General features: G+C 40.5%; 29 protein-coding genes and 2 pseudogenes. 9 read left to right on the forward strand and 22 right to left on the reverse strand.

What is annotated here, in order from left to right:
* Nucleotides 1-3: 3 nt before the first annotated feature.
* Both parE and PUN35_RS04630 read right to left on the reverse strand, forming a co-directional pair.
* On the reverse strand, nucleotides 4-1,971 hold the full coding sequence (gene parE / locus PUN35_RS04625; protein ID WP_014479944.1) for a DNA topoisomerase IV subunit B: 1,968 nt from the start codon (nucleotides 1,969-1,971) through the stop codon (nucleotides 4-6).
* Between the two features lie 398 nt (nucleotides 1,972-2,369).
* On the reverse strand, nucleotides 2,370-2,777 hold the full coding sequence (locus PUN35_RS04630; RefSeq protein WP_014479943.1) for a CoA-binding protein: 408 nt from the start codon (nucleotides 2,775-2,777) through the stop codon (nucleotides 2,370-2,372).
* A 169-nt stretch (nucleotides 2,778-2,946) separates the two neighbouring features.
* Here PUN35_RS04630 and plsY point away from each other — a divergent pair, with 169 nt between their 5' ends.
* The gene (gene plsY, locus PUN35_RS04635; RefSeq protein ID WP_003231560.1) at nucleotides 2,947-3,528 is read left to right on the forward strand and encodes a glycerol-3-phosphate 1-O-acyltransferase PlsY; all 582 of its coding nucleotides are present in this window, start codon (nucleotides 2,947-2,949) and stop codon (nucleotides 3,526-3,528) included.
* An 87-nt stretch (nucleotides 3,529-3,615) separates the two neighbouring features.
* Nucleotides 3,616-3,903 (forward strand): HesB/YadR/YfhF family protein, encoded by a 288-nt coding sequence (locus PUN35_RS04640; protein WP_003231562.1) that lies wholly within the window; start codon nucleotides 3,616-3,618, stop codon nucleotides 3,901-3,903.
* Nucleotides 3,904-3,933: 30 nt separating this feature from the next.
* On the opposite strand, the gene PUN35_RS04645 is transcribed toward PUN35_RS04640, so the two are convergent.
* The 7 genes from PUN35_RS04645 to acnA all read right to left on the reverse strand — a co-directional run bounded on the left by PUN35_RS04645 (nucleotide 3,934) and on the right by acnA (nucleotide 8,769).
* Nucleotides 3,934-4,233: a hypothetical protein gene (locus PUN35_RS04645; protein WP_014479941.1), complete on the reverse strand. Its 300-nt coding sequence runs from the start codon at nucleotides 4,231-4,233 to the stop codon at nucleotides 3,934-3,936.
* A gap of 15 nt (nucleotides 4,234-4,248) precedes the next feature.
* On the reverse strand, nucleotides 4,249-4,665 hold the full coding sequence (locus PUN35_RS04650; protein WP_014479940.1) for a YbgC/FadM family acyl-CoA thioesterase: 417 nt from the start codon (nucleotides 4,663-4,665) through the stop codon (nucleotides 4,249-4,251).
* A gap of 84 nt (nucleotides 4,666-4,749) precedes the next feature.
* Nucleotides 4,750-5,001 (reverse strand): small acid-soluble spore protein Tlp, encoded by a 252-nt coding sequence (gene tlp / locus PUN35_RS04655; protein WP_003231568.1) that lies wholly within the window; start codon nucleotides 4,999-5,001, stop codon nucleotides 4,750-4,752.
* Between the two features lie 36 nt (nucleotides 5,002-5,037).
* Entirely contained in the window at nucleotides 5,038-5,184 is a 147-nt protein-coding gene (sspN, locus tag PUN35_RS04660) for an acid-soluble spore protein SspN (RefSeq protein ID WP_003231569.1), read from the reverse strand.
* A gap of 64 nt (nucleotides 5,185-5,248) precedes the next feature.
* Nucleotides 5,249-5,374, reverse strand: a complete 126-nt coding sequence (locus PUN35_RS04665) for an FbpB family small basic protein (RefSeq protein ID WP_003244964.1) — start codon at nucleotides 5,372-5,374, stop codon at nucleotides 5,249-5,251.
* Nucleotides 5,375-5,455: 81 nt separating this feature from the next.
* The gene (locus tag PUN35_RS04670) at nucleotides 5,456-5,968 is read right to left on the reverse strand and encodes a redoxin domain-containing protein (RefSeq protein ID WP_003231571.1); all 513 of its coding nucleotides are present in this window, start codon (nucleotides 5,966-5,968) and stop codon (nucleotides 5,456-5,458) included.
* Nucleotides 5,969-6,039: 71 nt separating this feature from the next.
* Nucleotides 6,040-8,769: an aconitate hydratase AcnA gene (acnA, locus tag PUN35_RS04675; protein WP_003231573.1), complete on the reverse strand. Its 2,730-nt coding sequence runs from the start codon at nucleotides 8,767-8,769 to the stop codon at nucleotides 6,040-6,042.
* A 227-nt stretch (nucleotides 8,770-8,996) separates the two neighbouring features.
* On the opposite strand from acnA, the gene sspO reads away from it, so the two are divergent.
* From sspO to yneK, 4 genes are all read left to right on the forward strand, one after another.
* Entirely contained in the window at nucleotides 8,997-9,143 is a 147-nt protein-coding gene (sspO, locus tag PUN35_RS04680; RefSeq protein ID WP_003244839.1) for a small acid-soluble spore protein SspO, read from the forward strand.
* A gap of 31 nt (nucleotides 9,144-9,174) precedes the next feature.
* On the forward strand, nucleotides 9,175-9,321 hold the full coding sequence (locus PUN35_RS04685) for a small acid-soluble spore protein P (protein WP_003221237.1): 147 nt from the start codon (nucleotides 9,175-9,177) through the stop codon (nucleotides 9,319-9,321).
* Between the two features lie 80 nt (nucleotides 9,322-9,401).
* Nucleotides 9,402-9,794, forward strand: coding sequence for an outer spore coat protein CotM (gene cotM / locus PUN35_RS04690; protein WP_072592538.1), 393 nt, complete (start codon nucleotides 9,402-9,404; stop codon nucleotides 9,792-9,794).
* Nucleotides 9,795-10,027: 233 nt separating this feature from the next.
* Entirely contained in the window at nucleotides 10,028-10,456 is a 429-nt protein-coding gene (gene yneK, locus PUN35_RS04695) for a DynA interaction protein YneK (RefSeq protein WP_003231580.1), read from the forward strand.
* A gap of 30 nt (nucleotides 10,457-10,486) precedes the next feature.
* Here the strand turns inward: yneK and PUN35_RS04700 are convergent, their stop codons facing one another.
* The 3 genes from PUN35_RS04700 to ccdA form a co-directional block, all read right to left on the reverse strand.
* Nucleotides 10,487-10,978 (reverse strand): CcdC family protein, encoded by a 492-nt coding sequence (locus PUN35_RS04700; protein WP_010886519.1) that lies wholly within the window; start codon nucleotides 10,976-10,978, stop codon nucleotides 10,487-10,489.
* 78 nt (nucleotides 10,979-11,056) lie between these two features.
* Nucleotides 11,057-11,419, reverse strand: a complete 363-nt coding sequence (locus PUN35_RS04705; protein WP_003245707.1) for a response regulator — start codon at nucleotides 11,417-11,419, stop codon at nucleotides 11,057-11,059.
* An 88-nt stretch (nucleotides 11,420-11,507) separates the two neighbouring features.
* On the reverse strand, nucleotides 11,508-12,215 hold the full coding sequence (ccdA, locus tag PUN35_RS04710) for a cytochrome c-type biogenesis protein CcdA (protein WP_003231585.1): 708 nt from the start codon (nucleotides 12,213-12,215) through the stop codon (nucleotides 11,508-11,510).
* 219 nt (nucleotides 12,216-12,434) lie between these two features.
* Between ccdA and ynzD the strand changes: the two genes are divergently transcribed.
* Nucleotides 12,435-12,608, forward strand: coding sequence for an aspartyl-phosphate phosphatase YnzD (ynzD, locus tag PUN35_RS04715; protein WP_010886518.1), 174 nt, complete (start codon nucleotides 12,435-12,437; stop codon nucleotides 12,606-12,608).
* Between the two features lie 73 nt (nucleotides 12,609-12,681).
* On the opposite strand, the gene PUN35_RS04720 is transcribed toward ynzD, so the two are convergent.
* The 6 genes from PUN35_RS04720 to yneA form a co-directional block, all read right to left on the reverse strand.
* Nucleotides 12,682-12,900, reverse strand: a complete 219-nt coding sequence (locus PUN35_RS04720) for a YneF family protein (RefSeq protein ID WP_003221221.1) — start codon at nucleotides 12,898-12,900, stop codon at nucleotides 12,682-12,684.
* Nucleotides 12,901-12,985: 85 nt separating this feature from the next.
* Nucleotides 12,986-13,432: a sporulation inhibitor of replication protein SirA gene (gene sirA / locus PUN35_RS04725; RefSeq protein WP_003231591.1), complete on the reverse strand. Its 447-nt coding sequence runs from the start codon at nucleotides 13,430-13,432 to the stop codon at nucleotides 12,986-12,988.
* A 152-nt stretch (nucleotides 13,433-13,584) separates the two neighbouring features.
* Nucleotides 13,585-15,588, reverse strand: a complete 2,004-nt coding sequence (gene tkt / locus PUN35_RS04730; RefSeq protein ID WP_014476936.1) for a transketolase — start codon at nucleotides 15,586-15,588, stop codon at nucleotides 13,585-13,587.
* Nucleotides 15,589-15,756: 168 nt separating this feature from the next.
* Nucleotides 15,757-15,990, reverse strand: a complete 234-nt coding sequence (locus PUN35_RS04735; protein WP_003231595.1) for a DUF896 domain-containing protein — start codon at nucleotides 15,988-15,990, stop codon at nucleotides 15,757-15,759.
* Between the two features lie 63 nt (nucleotides 15,991-16,053).
* Nucleotides 16,054-16,707 (reverse strand): YneB family resolvase-like protein, encoded by a 654-nt coding sequence (locus tag PUN35_RS04740; protein WP_014479938.1) that lies wholly within the window; start codon nucleotides 16,705-16,707, stop codon nucleotides 16,054-16,056.
* A gap of 18 nt (nucleotides 16,708-16,725) precedes the next feature.
* Nucleotides 16,726-17,043, reverse strand: a complete 318-nt coding sequence (gene yneA, locus PUN35_RS04745) for a cell division suppressor protein YneA (RefSeq protein ID WP_003231598.1) — start codon at nucleotides 17,041-17,043, stop codon at nucleotides 16,726-16,728.
* Nucleotides 17,044-17,192: 149 nt separating this feature from the next.
* Here yneA and lexA point away from each other — a divergent pair, with 149 nt between their 5' ends.
* A complete protein-coding gene (gene lexA / locus PUN35_RS04750) occupies nucleotides 17,193-17,810 on the forward strand; it encodes a transcriptional repressor LexA (RefSeq protein ID WP_003238209.1) in 618 nt (205 codons plus the stop codon).
* 286 nt (nucleotides 17,811-18,096) lie between these two features.
* On the opposite strand, the pseudogene PUN35_RS04755 reads toward lexA, so the two are convergent.
* A pseudogene (locus PUN35_RS04755) lies at nucleotides 18,097-18,436 on the reverse strand (hypothetical protein).
* Nucleotides 18,360-18,779 (reverse strand): FosM family fosfomycin resistance protein, encoded by a 420-nt coding sequence (gene fosM, locus PUN35_RS04760; RefSeq protein WP_014479937.1) that lies wholly within the window; start codon nucleotides 18,777-18,779, stop codon nucleotides 18,360-18,362. The pseudogene PUN35_RS04755 and the gene fosM overlap by 77 nt, the downstream one beginning before the upstream one ends.
* 208 nt (nucleotides 18,780-18,987) lie before the next feature.
* Between fosM and PUN35_RS04765 the strand changes: the two genes are divergently transcribed.
* On the forward strand, nucleotides 18,988-19,437 hold the full coding sequence (locus PUN35_RS04765; protein ID WP_014479935.1) for a YndM family protein: 450 nt from the start codon (nucleotides 18,988-18,990) through the stop codon (nucleotides 19,435-19,437).
* A gap of 26 nt (nucleotides 19,438-19,463) precedes the next feature.
* On the opposite strand, the gene pghL is transcribed toward PUN35_RS04765, so the two are convergent.
* Both pghL and PUN35_RS04775 read right to left on the reverse strand, forming a co-directional pair.
* Complete coding sequence (gene pghL / locus PUN35_RS04770) at nucleotides 19,464-20,222, reverse strand: gamma-polyglutamate hydrolase PghL (protein ID WP_014479934.1); 759 nt, start codon at nucleotides 20,220-20,222, stop codon at nucleotides 19,464-19,466.
* Between the two features lie 224 nt (nucleotides 20,223-20,446).
* Nucleotides 20,447-20,761: pseudogene (locus PUN35_RS04775) on the reverse strand (hypothetical protein).
* Nucleotides 20,762-20,781: the final 20 nt, after the last annotated feature.

The raw sequence follows: 20,781 nt of genomic DNA on the forward strand, positions 1-20,781 counted from the left end.
TCATTAAACCTCCTCAGCGACCGATAAGTTTTCATTTTCTAAGATATTGCTTTCTTCATCTAAGCCAAAAGCGACGTTTTTCTCAATCCACTTTCTGCGCGGCTCTACTTTGTCTCCCATTAACGTCGTCACACGTCTTTCTACACGTGCCGCATCGTCAATTTTGACCCTAACAAGTGTGCGGGACTCCGGATTCATCGTCGTTTCCCACAACTGGTCTGCGTTCATCTCTCCAAGACCCTTATATCGTTGAATGGTATAGCCTTTGCCGACTTTTTTCAGGACATCACCCATCTCTTCATCAGACCATGCATATTCAATGATTTCCTTCTTCCCGCTTCCTTTACTGACCTTATATAAAGGTGGCAGCGCAATGAACACCTTGCCATGCTCAATGAGCGGTTTCATATAGCGATAGAAAAAGGTAAGAAGCAGCACTTGAATATGGGCGCCGTCAGTATCGGCATCGGTCATAATGATGATTTTGTCGTAGTTGATGTCATCGATTGAGAAATCTGCCCCGACTCCCCCGCCGATCGCATGAATGATCGTATTGATCTCTTCATTTTTAAAGATATCAGCAAGCTTAGCTTTTTCTGTATTAATGACTTTACCGCGTAAAGGCAGAACCGCCTGGAATCTGCGGTCTCGTCCCTGCTTGGCTGACCCGCCTGCTGAATCTCCCTCAACGAGATACAATTCATTTTTTGCCGGGTTTCTTGAACCCGCAGGCGTCAGCTTTCCGCTTAAAGTCGCTTCTGATTTTTTTCGTTTTTTGCCGCTTCTTGCTTCTTCACGGGCTTTGCGTGCCGCTTCGCGCGCCTGGCTCGCCTTGATTGCTTTTTTGACAAGAAGCGTTGCGGTGTCCCGATTTTCCTCTAAAAAGTAAGCAAGCTGCTCTGAAACAATCGCATCCACCGCTGATCTTGCTTCACTGGTACCGAGCTTTCCTTTTGTTTGTCCCTCAAATTGAAGAAGCTCCTCAGGTATGCGGACAGAAATAATGGCTGAAAGCCCTTCCCTTATATCGGTGCCTTCAAGGTTCTTATCCTTTTCTTTCAGCAAAGCCACTTTTCGCGCATATTCATTAAAAGCACGCGTCATCGCAGTTTTTGCACCTGACTCATGTGTCCCGCCGTCTTTTGTTCTGACATTGTTGACAAACGACAAAATATTTTCAGAATAACCATCGTTAAACTGGAACGCAAAGTCCACTTCTATAGAATGATGCTCACCCTCAAACGAGACCACTTCAGACAAGACGTCTTTTTCTTCATTTAAATAAGCAACAAACGCTTCTATGCCGTTTTCATAATAAAAGACCTCATGCTGGTCATTGCGTTCATCAATCAGCTCAATTTTCAATCCTTTTAACAAAAACGCAGACTCTCTTAAGCGCTCAGAGAGCGTTTCAAAATTATAAGTGGTTGTGCTGAACATCGTTGGATCTGGCTTAAAGTGTGTAAGAGTTCCCGTCTTTTTTGTTTTGCCAATCTTTTCGAGAGATGTAACCGGTTTTCCTCCATTTTCAAATCGCTGCTGATAGACAAAACCGTCCCGCTCAATGGTAACCGTCAGCCATTCAGATAAAGCATTCACGACTGATGCACCAACTCCGTGGAGCCCGCCGCTTGTCTTATAGCCGCCTTGGCCGAATTTTCCTCCGGCATGAAGCACCGTTAAAATCACTTCAGGGGTTGGTTTGCCGAGCTTATGCATTCCGGTCGGCATGCCGCGGCCTCTATCCTGTACAGAAATACTATTGTCTTTATGTATTTTGACGATTATGTGATCTCCATGGCCGGCAAGCACCTCGTCGACAGAGTTATCTACAATTTCATAAACCAAGTGGTGCAAACCCCGCGCGTCAGTAGAGCCAATATACATACCCGGCCTTTTCCTGACAGCCTCAAGGCCTTCGAGCACCTGTATGGCATCTTCGTTGTAATCAAATTGCTGTTTTCTAGCCAAACGTACAAACCCCTTTCAAAAACTAACATTGTCTTTCTCTTTTCAGTGTTACACATCATTTGTATATAAGATATTTTTTATAAACCTCGCCTCGAGCCAGTACTGCCTTGGACTCCTCATTATAACCAATATGTTTGCAATCGCAACATAGAGCTAACGAATCAGTTCTTCTCAAAACATCGGCTAGTGCTGTTTTTACACTATGAGAACGTATGTTTGTTTATTATATATAAAGCAGCAGACCTTCGCAAATCGAACGGCCGAAACCCAGCTGGACAAGGTATTCAAAAAAAGCTGTTCAAGCTTTATTGTATCTGTTTCACCGTAATACGCAAACAATATCTTAAAATTAAAAAGCAAAAATCCTTGAATTTACAAGGATTTTTGCAGTTCTGCACCTATTTTGTTACAGCGTGTGCCACTTTTATGCACAGATCCATGATAACCGTTCTGCCTTTTTCTTTTAGCATCTGGTATGCTTCCTCATTAACTAGCCCTTGCTGTGCCCAAAATACTGGCGCATCTGTCTCTAAAAACTCTTCCGCCACTCCAGGAAGCTGTTCTGATCGCCGGAATACATTTACGATGTCAATCGGACCGTCTATCTCTTTTAAAGATGAAACGGCTTTGATACCTAGCGCCTCATCAATTGTAGGGTTCACAGGGATAATTTCATAACCCGCGTCCTGCATTGCTTTTGAAACCATATGTGACGTTCTATCCGGACGGTCTGAAAGCCCTACTACCGCTATACGTTTGCTTCTTTGAAGAATCTCTTTAATTTCCGCTTTAGAAGGATTTTGCATCGTGTGTCACTCCTTTTCCACTTATTTTACACGATCAAAACAGGAGAAATCAAAATATGATGCATGTTTGATTGGATTTGTAAGCAAACTTTACAAAAAAACTTATCATCAGATCATGACATCTCATGTTAAAATAAAAAGAAGGGAATTTGAAAAAGGAGAAATGTAGATGTTAATTGCTTTATTGATTATTTTGGCCTACTTGATAGGCAGCATTCCGTCTGGCTTAATTGTGGGCAAGCTTGCCAAGGGAATTGATATTCGGGAGCACGGAAGCGGCAACTTAGGCGCTACCAATGCATTCCGTACATTGGGTGTAAAAGCTGGTTCGGTCGTCATAGCCGGAGATATTTTGAAAGGGACACTGGCAACTGCATTGCCTTTTCTCATGCATGTTGATATTCACCCGCTTCTTGCAGGAGTCTTTGCGGTTTTAGGCCACGTGTTTCCCATCTTCGCCAAATTTAAAGGCGGTAAAGCCGTGGCGACATCAGGAGGCGTTTTGCTATTTTACGCACCCCTGTTATTTATCACGATGGTTGCGGTATTCTTCATCTTTTTATACTTGACTAAATTTGTTTCTCTCTCATCGATGTTAACAGGGATCTATACTGTTATATATAGTTTCTTTGTCCATGATACGTATTTATTGATTGTCGTTACCCTGCTCACTATTTTTGTGATATACAGACACCGAGCGAACATTAAACGAATTATCAATAAAACAGAACCTAAAGTAAAATGGTTATAAGCTTAAAAAACTTCTCTTTTGACACAGAATAGCCTAATACGTTTATAATAGAGAAAATTCAAATGAAGAACAAAGGGGTGTTCTGTTATGAATATGACAATTAACGAAGACGCATTGAACTGGTATAAAGAAGAACTCGATTTGGAAAGCGGAGACCAGGTTCGCTTTTTCGTCCGCTATGGAGGCTGCAGCAACGTTCAAAAGGGTTTTTCTCTCGGTGTAGCGAAAGATGCCCCACAAGAGGCTGGAGTCACTGCAGAAGCTGACGGCATTACCTTCTTTATTGAAGAAAGTGATTTATGGTACTTCGATAACCACGACCTTCTCGTCAGCTATTCAGAAGACGCTGATGAACCGGTTTTTGAATACCAATAAAAAAGAACGCACTTCATGTGCGTTCTTTTTTTACAAATGAAATCGTATAAGATGATCGGTTAGGTTTTCTTGTTCCAAAACATATTTTTGTGTTTCACCCAGCAGATCAAAGTGAGGAAATTCACTTTTCTTATGGATCCATTCTTTTTTTAACCCGTACGCCGCTCCCCACTGAACCAGCTTATCAATGTCTGCACATCCGGCTTTTGTCACAGTCTTTGCTTCTGGAAATCGGTCATCCAGCCAGTAATGTGTTAAAAATGCGATTTCTCCTCTTTTCACTGCTTGTTTCCACCGGTTAAGTTCCTCCCGTTTCACACCAAACGCCATATCCCATTCACTTCCCTATTTTTTGGCCTTTTCATATGATGTGTGCCAATCAGGAAAAGCTTTGCGGAATTGAATTGGCTTAAAGCTTTCTTTATCCACACAAATATGAGATGAGGTGGCTTTGATGGAAAGCTCACCGGCCGGATTATAAATGTGATAACCATAGACGGTTTTAAAGCCGTTATATTCCTCTATCCATGTATGTACAACCGCGGTTTCTCCGTAATGAAGCGGCTTTTTATAGGAAATATTGATATCAACGACTGGGGACAGAATGCCTTTTTTTTCCATATCACTATATAAAAAGCCTAAGTCCTTAATCAAGGCCGTTCTGCCGACCTCCATCCACACAAGATAATTTGCGTGATAGACAATCCCCATTTGATCTGTTTCTGCATAACGCACTTCTATTTCTTTTTTTGATACATGCAAGATTACTCTGCTCCCTTAACGTCAATTTAGCCCCATTTTACCATAATCAAATCAGAAAGAAAAAAACCAGGTTTCCCTGGTTTTTTAAGAACGGTATCCGTTTTGTCTCGCTGCAGATTCGTCCTGTATTTCATTACGAAACGCTTCAATGCTCTGTTCGCGCCTTGCATTTTTTTCTTTGATACGCTGTTTATCTTCTCCTGAAGCAAACTCCATTGATGCTTCTGCTTCTTCTATATTTTCAATTGTATTTTGAACCATATCCTGCAATTTTTCCACATTGTCAGAACGATCATCAGGATTAGGCTGCTGATATTGATTTTGGTTCTTTGTCATTCGGATGTACCTCCTAGAAATAAACTCGAATTTTCGCTACTCGCCTTTTGTCTGCATGATAATCGGCCGCTGTCCTGAAGTATCATGCATTTTTTCCCCTTTATTGGCTTTATATTTTACAGGCTTTGTACCCAAGTGGCTTGGAGCATATTGAGGCTGACCGTTTTTCTTGTTGTTTCCCATGTTTATCCCTCCTCAACAGATAGGTTTCTCAAAAGGAGGGGTAAACATGAATACAAATTAAAGGTTATTTTTGCTTAAATCGCTGTTCAAGCTTTTCCTCAAGCTGATTTAAATACTCTGTATTGGTCATCAGCTCTTTTTTGTTTTCCATGACGAGCTCATGAAAAGAACGTTTTCTCATCTTCTTCACGCTTCTCACCTCCGCATATTCTTTTATTTTTTCCAATTCTGAAAACTTGTAAGCATATCTGAGCATAAAAAAAAACTGAATCTAATCAAGATCCAGTTTTTGTTCCATTTCTTTTTTTGTCATGGTGCCAACATGTATGTCTTGGATAACACCTTTTTCATCTAAGATATATGTCGTTGGATATGACATCACGTTATAGTCAGCATTGATCCCTTTTTTATCAATCAGAATGGGGAACGTTAAATCATACGTATCAGCAAACGCACGGACCTGTTTCTCACTTTTCTCAGCTGAAGTGAAATTTACCGCAACAACCGCAAGTTTGTCGGCGTACTCTTTTTGCAGCTTTTCCATCGCAGGCATTTCCTGACGGCACGGCTTACACCAAGTTGCCCAAAAATTGAGCAGCACTTTTTTGCCTTTTGCATCCTGTAAAGAGCTTTTCTCTCCTGACAGCGTTTTCAAAGAAAAATCAGGTGCTTGTTTCCCCTCTTGAATTCCGACTTCTTTTTTGCTGTATGTTTGATATAAATTCCATCCCGTATAACCAGCAAGCATGATAAGCAGGATCCCTGCGAGCCATTTTTTCAGCATATGCCACCTCCGCAGCACATTGTGTCATAAAAAGAAGAGAAAGCGAAATGCCTTCTCTTCCTATTGATTCATCAGGACTGCTTCATTTTTTCACGAAGCACCATTTGAAGGATGCCGCCATGGCGGTAGTAATCAATTTCAACTTCACTATCAAAGCGGACGACTGCTTCAAAAGTTGTTACATTGCCGTCTTCATTGATTGCTCTTACAGTCACAAGGTCACGAGGACGAACTGTTTCATCAACATCTACCTCAATGACTTCTTTACCCGTTAAGCCGAGTGTATCCGCATTTTCACCTTGTTTAAACTGAAGCGGCAGCACACCCATGAATACAAGATTGCTTCTGTGAATTCTTTCGAAGCTCTCTGCAATGACCGTTCTGATGCCGAGAAGGTTTGTTCCTTTTGCAGCCCAGTCACGTGAAGATCCCATACCATAGTCTTTTCCTGCTAATACGACAAGACCAGTTTTATCTTCTTTGTATTTCATGCACGCATCATAGATGGATGTTACTTCACCAGTCGGCCAGTACGTTGTAAATCCGCCTTCTGTACCCGGTGCAATTTGGTTTTTGATGCGAATGTTTGCAAATGTTCCTCTCATCATGACTTCATGGTTTCCGCGGCGGGAACCGTAGGAGTTAAAGTCACGAGGAGAAACACCTTTTTCTTGCAAATACTTTCCGGCAGGCGTATCTTTTCCGATTGCCCCCGCAGGAGAAATATGGTCAGTTGTGACTGAATCGCCGAATTTACCGACAACACGCAAACCTTTTAATGGTTCAACCTTGCCTGGCTCAACAGACATTTCTTCGAAGAATGGCGGATTTTGAATGTAAGTTGACTCGCTATCCCATTTATATAATGCTTCATCTGTTGTTTCAATTTCGTTCCAGCGCTTGTTGTCATCAAATACTGTTTCATACTCTTTGCGGAATAGCTCTGGCGTAACAGTTTGCTTAACAAGTGCATTGATTTCGTCCATTGACGGCCAAATATCATTAAAGTATACGTTTTGACCATCCTTGCCCACACCGATTGGATCGGTTTTCAAGTTAATGTTTACCGTTCCAGCCAGCGCATATGCCACAACAAGCGGCGGTGAAGCAAGATAGTTGCCTTTAACAAGCGGGTGAATACGTCCTTCAAAGTTACGGTTTCCGGAAAGGACAGACGTAATCAGAAGATCATTTTTCGCAACCGCTTCTTCGATTTCCGGTGAAAGCGGACCTGAGTTCCCGATACATGTTGTACAACCGTAGCCAACGAGGTTAAAGCCAAGCTCTTTCATGTATGGAAGAAGGCCTGAATTCACAAGATATCCTGTAACAACTTTAGAACCCGGTGCAAGTGACGTTTTCACGTAATTAGGCACCTTAAGCCCTAACTCAACCGCTTTTTTCGCTACCAGTCCGGCGCCGATCAGAACGTATGGGTTTGATGTATTTGTACAGCTTGTAATCGCAGCAATGGCGATCGCACCCGTTTTCATAACTGTTTCTTCGCCGTTAAGGAGTTTAAACTTAATTTCTTTATTTTCTTCCTCAGCATTTAAACCGAATCCTTGGTTACCTGCAGGGCTGACTAATTGCTTTTTAAACGTTTCCTGCATAGCAGATAGCGGGATCAAATCCTGAGGACGCTTTGGACCCGATAAGTTTGCTTCAATTTGAGACAGGTCAATTTCAACCACATCAGTAAATTGAGGGTCTTCCGCATCTGGAGTGTAGAACAAGCCATTGCTTCTGCAGTATGCTTCAACAACATCAATATGTTCAGGATCACGGCCAGTCAGGCGCAGGTAGTTAAGCGCTTCTTCATCTACTGGGAAGAATCCGCATGTAGCACCGTATTCCGGAGCCATATTCGCAATTGTTGCGCGATCTGCAAGCGGCAGTTCAGCAATTCCCGGTCCGAAGAATTCAACAAATTTACCGACAACGCCTTTTTCACGCAGCACTTGTGTTACTTTTAACGCCAAGTCAGTAGCTGTTGTTCCGTTTGGAAGCTTGCCGACAAGTTTCGCGCCGATTACCTCTGGAACTGGGAAGTAAGAAGGCTGTCCAAGCATTCCCGCTTCAGCTTCAATTCCACCGACACCCCAGCCGAGAACACCGATACCGTTAATCATTGTTGTGTGTGAGTCTGTTCCGACAAGCGTATCAGGATACGTTACAAGCTCGCCGTCTTCTTCAATGGCATGGACAACACTTGCCAAGAACTCAAGGTTGACCTGGTGCACAATACCTGTTGCAGGCGGCACTGCCTGATAATTATTAAACGCTTTCTTTGCCCAGCTTAAAAATTTGTAGCGCTCTGCATTTCTTTCGAATTCCAAGTCCATATTTACTGCTAATGCATCTTCTGTACCCGCTTTATCTACCTGTACAGAGTGGTCGATAACGAGATCAACAGGAATTTCAGGGTTGATTTTATCAGGATCTCCGCCGACAGCTGCCATTGCTTTACGCAGTGAAGCCAGATCTACTACTGCCGGAACCCCTGTGAAGTCTTGTAAAATAACTCGAGACGGTTTGAACGGAACGTCGATATCCTTTAATTCGGCAGTTCCCCATTTTGCCAAATTTTCCACGTGTTCTTTTTTGATAACGAAGCCGTCAACTTGACGCAATACTGATTCTAAAAGAACTTTGATGGAATAAGGAAGCTTCGAAACCTTTCCTATACCTGAATCTTCTAACGCTTTTAAAGAGTAGTAATGATATGTTTTCCCATTTGTAGTAAACGTTTTTCTCGCTTGGAAAACGTCTTTTGCTGCAGTTTTTTGCTCGTTTGCCATTCTCCAAAATCCCCCTTCAGATCAGATCATTCTCAGATGAACATTACATTCCATCACAATTTTCTCACAATTTCATATTAAAACAAAATCATACATAAGTAAATATCAATGTTTTTATTAAATACAATAAGTTCGACTTATAAGAAAAATGTACCGGTAATTTTTACTGTTTACGCTCTCTCATATAACACAATAAAAGAAGCCATATTATGATTGAGGTGATAATGATGGTCAAAAGAAAAGCGAATCACGTCATTAACGGAATGAATGACGCAAAAAGCCAAGGCAAAGGCGCCGGCTATATTGAAAACGACCAGCTTGTACTGACTGAAGCAGAACGCCAAAATAACAAAAAAAGAAAAACCAATCAATAACACCGAACTCTTTTAAGGAGGTTCTCATTTTATGACCAATAAGAATACAAGTAAAGATATGCATAAAAACGCCCCTAAAGGACACAATCCCGGCCAACCTGAGCCTCTAAGCGGAAGCAAAAAAGTAAAGAACCGAAACCATACAAGACAAAAGCACAACTCAAGCCATGATATGTAAGAAAAGCAGACCTTAGTGTCTGTTTTTTTATGCGTTCACCCATTTATAATCCACCGCATATGATGTAAAGCAAGGTTGATATGTGGAGGAATGCTTCCATGAACCATTCAAAACGCAACGATGCGAATGATTTCGATAGTATGGATGAATGGCTTCGGCAATTTTTTGAAGACCCCTTCGCCTGGTACGACGAAACATTGCCTATTGATTTATATGAAACAAGTCAGCAGTATATTATAGAAGCGGATCTGACTTTTTTACAGCCTACACAAGTAACAGTTACCCTTTCTGGATGCGAGTTCATCTTAACTGTCAAATCGTCAGGACAGACTTTTGAAAAACAAATGATGCTTCCTTTTTATTTTAATGACAAAAACATTCAAGCCGAATGCGAAAATCAAATACTCACAGTCGCCGTCAATAAAGAAACAGAAGATGGCTCTTCTTTTTCTCTTCAATTTCCTCTCAGCTAAACATAAAAAGTCACTTTCATCCCCTATTATGAAAGTGACTTTTTTTCCGTCCATTTATCGTCAAATACCCTCTAGTGACTCTCCCATGGCCAAATAGCAGATTCACTATACAATAGAATATGATCTACTATCTCTTTTGACTAGACGTCTATCACTTTTTTCTATTCTTTTTTTACTGTGTTCTTCTAATCTCTCTTCGTATACAATATGGTTAGAATAAGGGGGAATGATTGATGCTGGAAGGATGGTTTTTATGGTTTATTCTGTTTTGGGTGATCATGATGGTAGTCTTATTATCAATCGGCGGTTTTTTCATGTTTCGAAAGTTTTTAAAGCGTTTACCAAAAGAGGACGGCAGATCAGAGCTTGATTGGCAGGATTACTATATTGAAAACAGCAGACATTTATGGAACGATGAAAACAAACAGTTTCTAGATGAATTGACTGCGCCCGTGCCAGAGCTGTTCAGAGATGCAGCAAAAGCTAAAATCGCAGGCAAAATCGGTGAGCTTGCATTAAAAGAAAAGGTAGCAAAGATTGATCAGCAACTTATGATCAAAGGCTATATTCTCGCAACTCCTAAAAGAGACCATACCTTCTTAAAAAGGCATCTGCGGGACAAAAAAATCGATTTGGAACCTTATCAGACCCTTCTCAAATAAAAAACCTTTCCTGACAAGAGGAAAGGTTTTTTAATTCATTTGAATATTAGATGACTGCAGCTCGTTATGAAGTTTTCGATATGATAAATACATGGCGATTCTCCAAGGCACAATCATACCGAAAGCCAGAATCCAAAACATTCCGCTCAGTGCACCATAATCAATTGATGTGCTCAAGATCGATTTCATCACGATTCTGATCACCAAAAGACCGACTAATATAAAAACAAATGCTTTAGAGCGTTTCATGTAAATTTCATTATTTTTAATTTCGAACTTAGAAGTTTTGATTAGAAAAATAGAGAAAATCACACCTAAAGTGAATGCTTCCAAAAACTCTGCTCCAGTTACCCAAAATACCGGAAATAAAAACATTAACGCTCCCGTACTCATAAAAATCGGCGGAAGAATGATTTTTTTTGGTGAAACAGGCTTGTCAGAGGACTTTATTCTGACCACCATCACAGCTACAGCCATTAACACAGCAATAATCGATGAAACTATAATCATCATACTTATCATTCCTTTGTTTCTCGGAGTGTTGATACTATATACTATACTCCAAAACAATAAAAAAAACCATTTTGAAAAGAAATGACTTTAATGTCCCATAACGCGGCTTACAGCTTCCAGCACTTTTGTTTCCTCAAACGGCTTAACAATAAAATCCTTTGCCCCCAGCTCAATTGCTTCCGTTACAATTCTTTGCTGGCGCATGGCGGTGCACATGATGACCTTCGCTTTAGGATCAAAGGTTAAGATATCACGAAGCGCTTTTATGCCGTTTTTCACCGGCATTGTAATATCCATTGTCACAAGGTCCGGGCGCAGTTTTTTATACAGGTCAGCTGCTTGTTCACCGTCCGCCGCTTCGCCTGCGATTATGTAATTTGCCTCTTCCAAGATCTCTCTGATTTTCACTCTCATGAACTTGGCGTCGTCTACAACTAAAACTCTTGTCATATTCCCCTCCAACAATCGATTTCCACAGATAATAGTCTTATTGTACCAAAAACAAAAGGATTAGTAGTAGTACGAAAGTAATTTACCGTCAAAAACCAGTAAAGCCTCCAAAAAGATCTGACAGCAAAATAATGATCAGGCTCATCCAATTAAAGAATAACAGCACACCAATCACAATCATCAAAACGCCACCAGCTTTCATAATGAAAAGCTGGTTCTTCCTTATCCACTTCAGCTTTGTGATAAAAAAAGACAATAAAAGAAACGGTACCGCAAAACCGAGTACATATAACATCATGTATGGCACCGCTGAGCCCGGATTGGTGCCTGCAAGTGTGATAACAGCAGCTAATATCGGACCGGTACATGGTGTCCATCCAGCTGCAAATGCCATTCCGATTAAGACCGACCCTAAAAACCCGCTTGGTTTATGCTTAAAATGGATTCTCCGCTCTTTCATCATAGCCTCAGGCCGGAACACACCGAGTGTAATGAAACCGAACAAAATAATAAGCAACGCGCCAATTTGCCGAATCGCATCGTGATAATCCCTAAACAGGCTGCCAATAAAAGATGTTCCATAGCCTAAAGCAATAAAAATGACTGAAAAGCCAAGCAAAAAACACAAAGTATGAAACAAGCTTCTTTTCTGCAGCAGCAGCTTTTCAGTTTTTACATCGTCCATGCTGACCCCTGTAATATATGACAAAAAAGCTGGGTAAAGCGGCAGGCAGCAAGGCGAAATAAAGGATAAAAACCCCGCTCCGAATGTCAAAAAATAATTCACGTCTCCCATGTCATCATCCCTTCATGATTTGACATTCCTTCAAGTTATGACAAAATCATTTCATTTTTTTAACACTTTCACTTGAAGGATTTCTATTTTCAGAAAAAACTTATATAATTTAATTTGACATTGAGACATTATACTCCTTCTCATTTGAAAATTAGTATAAATATGGATATAATATAAACATTCACTTTGAAGATCTAATGTATGAAAGGATACATCCCTGTGATTAGAGAGCATCTATTAAAAGAAATTGAAAAAAAAAGAGCAGAGCTGCTGCAAATTGTCATGGCGAACGGAATGACATCTCATATTACGATAGAGCTCAGTCAGGAGCTTGACCATCTTCTCATACAATATCAAAAGCAGCGCCTTCGAGCAGTAGCGGGTGATGAATGATTGCAAAATAAAAAACCCGTATAAGGGTTTTTTATTTTATAACCATGTTTCTCTATATCATAATCTTTACGTATTATTTCGTTTGATTATTCATGGCTTTCATCATTTGATTGATTTTCTTTTGAGAAGGTTTCATTCCCATTTGCATCATCATCATGCGTAACATTTGTTCATTAATAGGCGGATTCTTTTTCAGGTAGCTCATCATATATTTACGAGCAATAAAAAACCCGAGTGCAACACCTATGAGCAATGCAACAACGCCCACTAGGATGCCAACCCATAAAGTCATTTTATTTCCTCCTTCATGTTGTCTAGTTTAAAGTGTACTAAACCAAAAGCTATTATACAACATTTACATCTCTTTTTCTTCGGTTTTAGACAAAATTTCTTTCTTTCACCGGATTTAGCCATCCGTAACGCTTCGAATTGAAATCCATTGCTAAAAAGCAAGGGCTTACTTTTCTTAACACTTCAAAGAATATCGTTTCTGCCTCGTAATCTCCCGAAGCCACAATTTCTATCATGTGCTCCTTCATCATAAACGTCGCGTGGCCTTTTGCTTTCGGCAAAGCTATTCTATAAATATAATCCAGCTGCCTGTAATCCGTCTTGTTTAAATTCATTTTTAACCGCTGATGCATATGTAAAATCGGGATTGGTTGTGTAATATATTGAATCTGTTTCTCTGTCATTTCATACTGCTGCTTTTCAAGGCTTGTCCAATGATAGTCTTGAAACAGCTCAAACATAACCGATTCCCGGCCGAAATAGTGATTGGCAAATTCCTCTTTGATCAGGTACGTATAGTAGTGACGTTCCATCTTTTCATCCCCTTTTCCAGCAGCATTTCATTTGCTCTCTATTATACAAAAGAAGAAAAGAAAGAATTGTCTATTACTGTTAAACAGCCAATACTATTTTTGTCGGATAAACAAGAAAAAGAGGATGATTTGACTCATCCTCTTTCAAAAGCTTACTTATTGATTAATGCCTTAACTCGATTCACTACGTTCGGAACTGAGAAGCCGTATTCGTTAATGATGGTTTCACCTGGAGCAGATGCACCGAATCGGTCTATGCCGAGAACGTCACCTTCAAGCCCCGTGTATTTGCCCCATCCAAATGATGAGCCCATTTCAATTGCAAGACGTTTTTTCACATCTGCAGGAAGGACTTCGTTTTTGTATTCATCAGATTGTTTCTCAAAACGGTCCATTGAAGGCATGCTGACAACAGAAACATCGATATTTTCTTTTGCCAATTCAGCCTGCGCTTCAATTGCAAGACCTACCTCTGATCCGGAAGCGATGAGAAGAGCGTCAGGTGTTTCGTTTTTAGATTTAGAAACGACATATGCACCTTTTTCTACTCCTGCCAATGCTTCTTCAGCTGTTTGATCGATGGTAGGAAGGTTTTGACGTGTAAGCACTAGCGCTGTTGGGTGGTCAGTGCTTTGCACTGCAAGCTTCCATGCTGCTGCTGTCTCATTGCCGTCTGCTGGACGGATCAAAGAAAGGTTAGGCATCGCACGGAGTGAAGCAAGCTGTTCAACAGGCTCGTGCGTCGGACCGTCTTCACCAACCGCAATACTGTCATGTGTGAAGACATATGTCACAGGAAGGCCCATTAACGCTGCAAGGCGAATCGCAGGACGCAGGTAATCAGAGAAGACAAAGAAAGTTCCGCCGAATACACGAAGACCGCCATGAAGCGCCATACCGTTTAAGGCTGCACCCATCGCAAATTCACGTACACCAAACCAGAAGTTTTTGCCTGAGTAATCAACCGCTGTAAAATCACCGGCATTTTTAATAGTCGTTTTGTTCGATCCCGCTAGGTCAGCAGAACCTCCGACAAAGAAAGGAATTTTTTTCGCAAGTCCGTTGAGAACTTCACCGGAAGATGCACGGGATGCCAGGCTGCTTCCTTTTTCATACACAGGAACCTCTTGATCCCAGTCCTTCGGAAGCTCTCCTTTGATTGCCAGTTCAAGCTGTTCAGCAAGTTCAGGATAAACTTCTTTATATTTAGCGAATTGAGCATTCCATTCTTGTTCTTTTTTCTCACCTGATTCTTTAACAGCTGCAGCGAAATGCTCATAAACTTCTGACGGAACGTAGAAGTCTTCTTCATATGTCCACGCGTAAGCTTCTTTTGTTAATTTGCTTTCCTCTTTACCAAGCGGCGCACCGTGAACACCGGATGTACCGGCACGGTTAGGTGAACCGAATCCGATTGTCGTTTTCACTTCAATTAATGTAGGTTTCTTTTCATTTTGGCGTGCTTTTTCGATAGCCGCTGTTAATTCTTCAATATTGTTTCCATCCTCAACATAAAGAACTTCCCAATTCATTGCTTCAAAACGCTGTTTCACGTTTTCAGAGAATGAACGGTCGAGGTCTCCATCAAGAGAGATGTCATTAGAATCGTATAGTACGATCAGACGGCCAAGCTGAAGATGGCCTGCGAGTGAAGCGGCTTCAGAAGAAATACCTTCCATTAAATCACCATCACCGCAAATACTGTATGTATAATGATCGACTACGTTAAATGAATCGCGGTTGTATGTTTCCGCTAAATGGCGTTCAGCAATTGCCATACCGACTGCCATGGCAATTCCTTGGCCAAGCGGACCTGTTGTAGCATCAACACCGGCAGTATGTCCGAATTCCGGATGTCCTGGTGTTTTGCTGCCCCACTGGCGGAATCCCTTAAGATCTTCAATACTAAGATCAAACCCGCTTAAATGAAGCATGCTGTATAATAGTGCTGACCCGTGTCCAGCAGATAAAACAAAACGGTCACGGTTAAACCAGCCAGGGTTTGCCGGACTTACGTTCATAAATTTTGTCCACAGCGTGTATGCCATTGGAGCGGCTCCCATCGGCATCCCTGGGTGACCAGAATTTGCTTTTTCAATAGCGTCTATTGACAGTGTGCGAATGGTAGCAACTGATTTCTTTTCAATTGTATCCATAAAAATCCCCTTCCTTATGTGTTGTACCCTTACATCATAAATGTCTGACGACTTTTTCTCAACTGTTTCAGCTTAAATTTGAGAGAAACTTGTTGAATTTTGTCACATAAGAGTTTTGATTATAGTATATGCAAAAGAGGAATACGATATTGCCGTATTCCTCTTATATTAGTGAAGTTTGTTATTTCTTTGTTCTCTTTTTAGCTTTTCTGGTGTAACATCATTGCCTTCTGGGTCAATGATTTTCACACTTTTTAACGTGTTCTTCATAGAAGAACGAAAACCTTTCAAGTACTCTTGACGGAGCTTTTGCTGTTCGGCTTTTTCTTCTTCTGTAATAACGCCAGCTTTAGCTTTGGCAGCAAGTTCATTAATTCTGGCAATTTTCGCGTTTGAAATCATGTTAAACTCCTTTATTGCATTTTGTCTATATAGTACTAGATCAAAAAAAGTTTTACAACTGATTCACTCTGCTGTCTCTTCATTCTCTATGTATTCCTGAAAACGCCGGTGAACGGTTGCTTTAGAGACATCATAGCCAAACCCTCTTAGGGTAGCCGCGATTTCAGCAAACGTCAGTTTATTCGCTCTTAGGCGGACGATCTCAGAGATTGGCACCTCTATTTTTTCTTTTCCACTGTTCCCATGTTGGTTTTTTAAGTTTTTTTGCGGTTTAAAACCGTTTTTTACTGCACGTTTCATTCCCCGTCTGATTTTCATGTTGTGAATCTTTCGCTGATACTCTTCCACAATGCTGACGATTTCCAAGACCATTGAGTCAGCCTCCGATAACTCCAGTTCACCTCTATGAGCCGTTGTATAGACTTTCACACCTTCTCTATAAATGCAATGAAGCAGTGCGATTTTTGCGTTTCCCCGTCCGAGCCTTGTCTCATCCTGAACCAAAATGACATCAATTCCAGCGTTCTTAATCTCATCAAGCAGCTCAAATACACCATCCCGATCCATTTCATATCCGCTGGCTTTTTCTGAAATCACTTTGACCACTTCCATGTCGTTCTCCGCTGCAATGGCCGTAAGCTCCTCCTCCTGCCGCTTTAATGACGTTTCCTGCTGTTCTTTATTTGTGCTTACACGGGCATAAATGAGTGCTTTCATTTTATCTCTCTTTCCTCTCTATCTTACAGTTGCCAATTCATATGCATCCTGATGCTTCTTTTTCAATGGGATCACTAACTCATCACCCGGCTGGATATCAGAGGTTTGAAGTTGATTTTTATCAGCTACCCATTCAATAAAATCATTTTTGTTTATCTTTTTTGTATCTGCTACCTGATCAGCAATTGACCAAAGTGTGTCGCCTTGCTGGACTTCTATTTTAACATACTGATTAAGCTCTTGGCCGCTGCTTGTATATGACAGCATAAGGATAACCGCGCTCAAAATCACTGTGAACAGACCGACAAAAATAATAGATTCTTTACTCATGATCATAACCTCCAACAGGAATGTTTGTTCGCATTTTTATAATTTCAGTATATACGAACAAACGTTTCTGTCAATTGTTTTTTCGAACCTATGTTTGTACTGTAAGGAAAATCATGCTATAATCTTCTTAAAATCGACGTTTTGAGGTGCGAAAAATGACGAAGCTATCAAAAAGGCAACTTGATATCCTCCGTTTTATTAAAGCAGAGGTTAAATCAAAAGGATATCCGCCTTCCGTGAGAGAGATCGGAGAGGCTGTCGGGCTTGCGTCCAGCTCTACTGTCCACGGCCATTTGGCCCGCTTGGAAACAAAAGGGCTGATCAGACGAGATCCGACAAAACCAAGAGCAATAGAAATTCTTGATGAAGAAGTAGACATTCCGCAAAGCCAGGTCGTTAATGTACCGGTCATCGGGAAAGTCACGGCGGGATCTCCTATTACAGCAGTAGAAAATATTGAAGAATATTTTCCGCTCCCAGACCGCATGGTTCCTCCAGACGAGCATGTATTTATGCTGGAGATTATGGGAGACAGTATGATAGATGCTGGTATTCTCGATAAGGACTATGTCATCGTTAAACAGCAAAACACAGCGAACAATGGGGAAATTGTAGTTGCAATGACAGAAGATGATGAAGCAACTGTAAAACGATTCTATAAAGAGGATACCCACATTCGCTTGCAGCCTGAGAACCCAACGATGGAACCTATCATTTTGCAGAATGTCAGCATTCTAGGGAAAGTGATTGGCGTGTTCAGAACCGTCCATTAATCTATTGATCTATCAGATGCATAAAATAACCCCCTCTTCCTTTACGGAGAGGGGGTTTGTTGTTCAAAAAAAGCAGGCTCGCCCTGACTTTTGGGTGCGAGCCTGAATAGGAGGAAAAAGAACATCATGTTTACACCATAATTATCCACCAAAAGATTGTTGAAGTCAAGAAATTTTCTTTCCTTTAGGAAACTTTTATCAAAATATGAACATTTAAAATATTAGACGCCATCTTCTTAAAAACGTTTCATTTTTTAGGTCGTGGAAGGATACGGTTTCATATTTATTAAGGGGCGAAGCAATTGAAATATACTGAAAATTTAGTACATAGTTTAATTAGTTCAACATTCTGATAAAACAGCTCGCTTTCTTCATATAAAATGTAATATGTATTTCAATTTCACCTTCACCCAATCACTTGTCCAGTTCAAAAGATATGGCATCGTTGAACAAGTCGGGTAGAAACCTTCCCCAAACATAAAGTCTCCACCAACACCCTTCTTTAAATTTAACCTTATATGAAATATGGTTGTGATATCAAAAGTTTCATCATAAAAAGTGCATATGCGTTTTTTCTTGTTTGTAATATCGAAGCCTGTCTTGAAGGGTTCCGGTATGAAATTCAAATTTGTGGCCGTCAGGGTCGGTAAAATAAATTGATTTTCGATCGCGTTCATCTCGTTCTCTGCCAGGCAGAATATTGACATGAAGTCTTTTTAATTTAGCTGATACCTCCTCAAATTCATGATCTTCAATTGTAAAAGCAATATGGGTATAAGAAAGCTTAATGTCATTTCTCGGGATGTCTGGTTCTTCATTAAGCGCTAGCCAGATGCCGTTCATGTCAAAATATGCAGTTGTTCTTCCCTTTACCAAAAGCTTTGCATCAAACACTTTTTGATAAAAATCAATCGATGTATCCAAATGCGAAACTGAAAATAGCAAGTGATTGATTCCTTTTATCTCCACAAATCATTCCCCCCTTGAAAGCTGATCATCCACATATACGTCTTTTTTCATAAGAAAGTTTCATACTGCTGAAAAAAAATACCAGTGTAAACAAAAACGGACTGTTTAAAATAGTAACATGACCATTATGAATGGTTTTGAATTGCATTATTTATCATTTGTTTACGCCCAAGAATTTTCTTCAAAAAATAACAATTTAGGTGGTCAAATGAAACATATCATTGCGCTTGCTTCAAAGATTGCTTTCACTCTCGCCCTTTTATATGTGATTTTGGACAGAGTCTATCACGCATCCTTCTTAAGTGTGATGTTTATTGCACTTTTCTTAGGTTTTGTTTCCTATCTTTCTGGTGACATGCTCGTCTTACCCAGAACAAACAATATTACAGCTTCATTGGCTGACTTTGGCCTTTCATTCGTTATTCTTTGGGTATTTGTTTTAACCCAAACAAGAAACGATTTCTCACCATTTGGAGCAGCTCTCCTTTCCGCTGCCTGTCTTACTGTTTTTGAATTCTTTTTTCATCGGTATTTATTGAAAAATGTACTTGATGAAAATTTCCGAAATGAACTGTCAGCGAGAGATAACACGTTGCAGTATCAAACGGAAGCCGCGGACGAGCTGTTTCCCGAAACGAATGAGAAGCATAAAGAATAGGAGGCTGTCTTATCGCCTCCTATTTTTCAGTAGCTATATTTGAGAAAACGGAACATCACTTCTGTAAACTTATAAAACCTCTCATTTTGAGTAACAGCTCTGCTTTTTAAAGAAAAGATGCCGAACAAAGACTTTCGAAAGCCTGTGCTCATTTCTATCTGGATACTTAAACCTGTTTTTGATTTATTTGCAATGTTATTCGGACTAACGCCCGCATGTGGATGGTCCGTATTGAGCAATACAGCAGGAAAACCGGCATGCTGCAATTTCTCAACTAAATCTGCCGCTCTTACGCGATCTGTACCGCCGACTTCGATCTGCTGATCTTCTTCTGCGTACCCGTGTAATGAAATGACATATTCATGATTTCCCGTCATTTTAAGGGCCCGAGGTTCATCAAAGTGCGTGCTCGTAATGTGCAGGACTGAGTTTCCTGCAGATTTTAAGCCTTCAAATAAATACATCGAGTACTCTTTGCTGAGCTCTCTGGCTACTTCACTTGTCCCACCTTCAATACCTCCTCCGTGAATAGCTAAAACAAGAACAGGGCTTCCGGTTTCTTTCGTAACAACACCGTAATCAGAAGGATCTTCATTGTTTTTTAATTCCTCAAAATTCTGATATATATCTTCAGCATAAATTGAAGAAATCGGAGTAAATACCATAAAAATAAACAATAATTTTACAATTTTAATAGTTGATGGAAAACGTTTGGCTATGTTACAATCAACATGCTTCAAGGAATGGAGCAAACGGCGGAGCAGGGATACTTTGGCCGGTTTCATCTACTCCGCCTCTAAGTCCAAATCAACAGGATGTAGGTCTCTTTGAGGCTTTAGCACGAATTCTCTCGTCCTCCTTGTTAAATTTTTGTTAAATTCACAATATTATATACCATTAGCCCGGGCGCTGTTCTTCTCATTTTTGAATTTATGAAAAGTAAGCTGGCACCACCTCCCCCATTTCCATACAAAACAAAAATGCACCTGCCCTTTGGCCTGTGCATTTTTTATTTTCTCTTCATTCTTCGTTTTTTTGCTTGATTTAATTTCATGATGTTTTTTTCAATTTTTCTTATGTTTCGCCTTTGCGGGATTGTTTTCATTTCATAATAAACAGAAATAAACCCGCTTAATGTCACTGCTGCAATATAAAGGACGCGCTGTTTGATCATTCGGTCAGCGTGTCCATGATCATTCGCTTCTTTTTACAGCCTTTCGATCACAGCTTTATCAAACAGCTGATCGACATACACTTGTTTCATTCCCACTGCAAACCCCGCAGCCAGCCAAAGAATCAGAAATAAACTGATATAAAACACCATAAACCCTTCCTTTCCTGTCT

Source organism: Bacillus sp. N3378-2at, from assembly GCF_033412715.1.
In the GTDB taxonomy this organism is placed as follows: Bacteria; Bacillota; Bacilli; order Bacillales; family Bacillaceae; genus Bacillus; species Bacillus subtilis.